Consider the following 1,705-nt stretch of genomic DNA (forward strand, 5'->3'; position numbering starts at 1 on the left):
TCAGGTGTGTGAATTGAGGCTTCGCCGCTGCAGGAGCACGGCGACGACGATGATCGCGCCCTTGGCGACGAGCTGGTCGGCGGTGTTGAGGCCGTTGAGGATGAACAGGTTGGTGATCACAGTGAAGATCAGCAGACCGAGGATCGAGCCGATGATCGTGCCCCGGCCGCCGGTCAGCAACGTCCCGCCGATGATGACGGCGGCGATCGCGTCCAGCTCATACAGATCGCCATGGGTGGACGACCCGGTGGTGGTCCGCGCCATGATCAGCACAGCGGCGATCCCGCAGCACAGACCCGACAGCGCATACAACATCAGCGTGTGCTTACGCACATCGATACCGGCCAGCCGCGCCGCCTCGGGGTTACCACCCACCGCATAAGTGCGCCGGCCGAACGTCGTACGGTTGAGCACCAGCCAGCCGATCAGCACCACCAGCGCGAACACATACACCAGCAGCGGCAGCCCGAGCACCCGCGTGGTCGACAGATCCACGATCAGCGAGTTGTCCGGCTGCACCAACTGCGTGCGCTGGTTGGACATCCGCTGCGCCAGGCCCCGCCCGGCCACCATCATCGCCAGCGTCGCGATGAACGGCACCATCCGCCCGTAAGAGATCAAAATCCCGTTCAGCAGCCCCGCGCCGGTGCCCACCAGCACCGCACAAACGATCATCACGACCGGGCCGTAGGCCTGGGTGGCCAGCGTGGTCGCCCACACCGACGCCAACGCCATCAGCGCCCCGACCGACAGGTCGATACCACCACCGATGATCACGAACGTCATCCCGACCGTGATCACCCCGATCGTCGAGGCCAGCGCCAGGATGCTCACCAAATTGGAGGACGTGGCGAAGTTCTCCGGCCTGGTCACCAGGCCCACGATCGCCAGCAGCACCAGCGCCGCGACCAACCCCAGATGCCGGACCTCACCCAGCCGGCCGAACCGCCCGCCCGGGCCCGCCGCCTTCACGCGCGGACCGGCCGGCGCGGCCTGATCGACCTCAGTCATCGAACGCTCCTTCAGAGGGGGGATTAGCTACACCGGACCCGGAACCAGACCCGGACCCGGACTCGGATGCAGACGCGGACCCGGAATCGGACACGGGCCCGGAATCAGACGCGGACACGGACCCGGACGCGGATGCGGGCGCGGGCGCCGGTGTGTCCTGCGCGGAGACCATCACCAGATCGAGCACCCGGTGCTCGTCCAGGTCCTCGGCCGGCGCCTCGTGAACGATCCGGCCCTCACGCACGACCAGCACCCGGTCGGCCAGACCCAGCACCTCGGGCACCTCGCTGGACACCAGCAGCACCCCGATGCCGTCATCGGCCAGCTTGCGCACCAGCGCATACAACTCCGCCCGGGCCCCGACATCCACACCACGCGTCGGCTCATCCAGCAACAACAACTTGCGGTCCTCGGCCAGCCACCGCCCCAGCACCGCCTTTTGCTGGTTACCACCCGACAACGTCCGAATCGGCCGCCGCGGATCGGGCGGACGAATGTCCAACGCCTCCGACAACCGCTTGGCCTCGGCGAACTCACTCCGCCGATCCAGCCAGCCCAGCCACCGCGGCTTGGTGTAGCGGCTCAGGCTCGCCAGCGTGATGTTCTGCGCCACCGGATGATCCAGCAGCAACGCCTGCGCCTTACGCTCCTCCGGCGCCAGACCCATGCCCATCCGCACCGCCCGGGTCGTACT

The 1,705-nt window shown here is 67.7% G+C and carries 2 protein-coding genes; both read right to left on the reverse strand.

Annotated elements, in window-relative coordinates; translation table 11 throughout:
- Complete coding sequence (locus FH610_RS42605; protein WP_152313717.1) at positions 1–1,011, reverse strand: ABC transporter permease; 1,011 nt, start codon at positions 1,009–1,011, stop codon at positions 1–3.
- Positions 1,004–1,705, reverse strand: a 702-nt coding sequence (locus FH610_RS42610; protein WP_152313718.1) for an ATP-binding cassette domain-containing protein, incomplete at its 5' end; no start/stop codon positions are given. The genes FH610_RS42610 and FH610_RS42605, both read right to left, overlap by 8 nt.

The organism is Microbispora catharanthi, from assembly GCF_006334915.2.
Taxonomy (GTDB): Bacteria; Actinomycetota; Actinomycetes; order Streptosporangiales; family Streptosporangiaceae; genus Microbispora; species Microbispora catharanthi.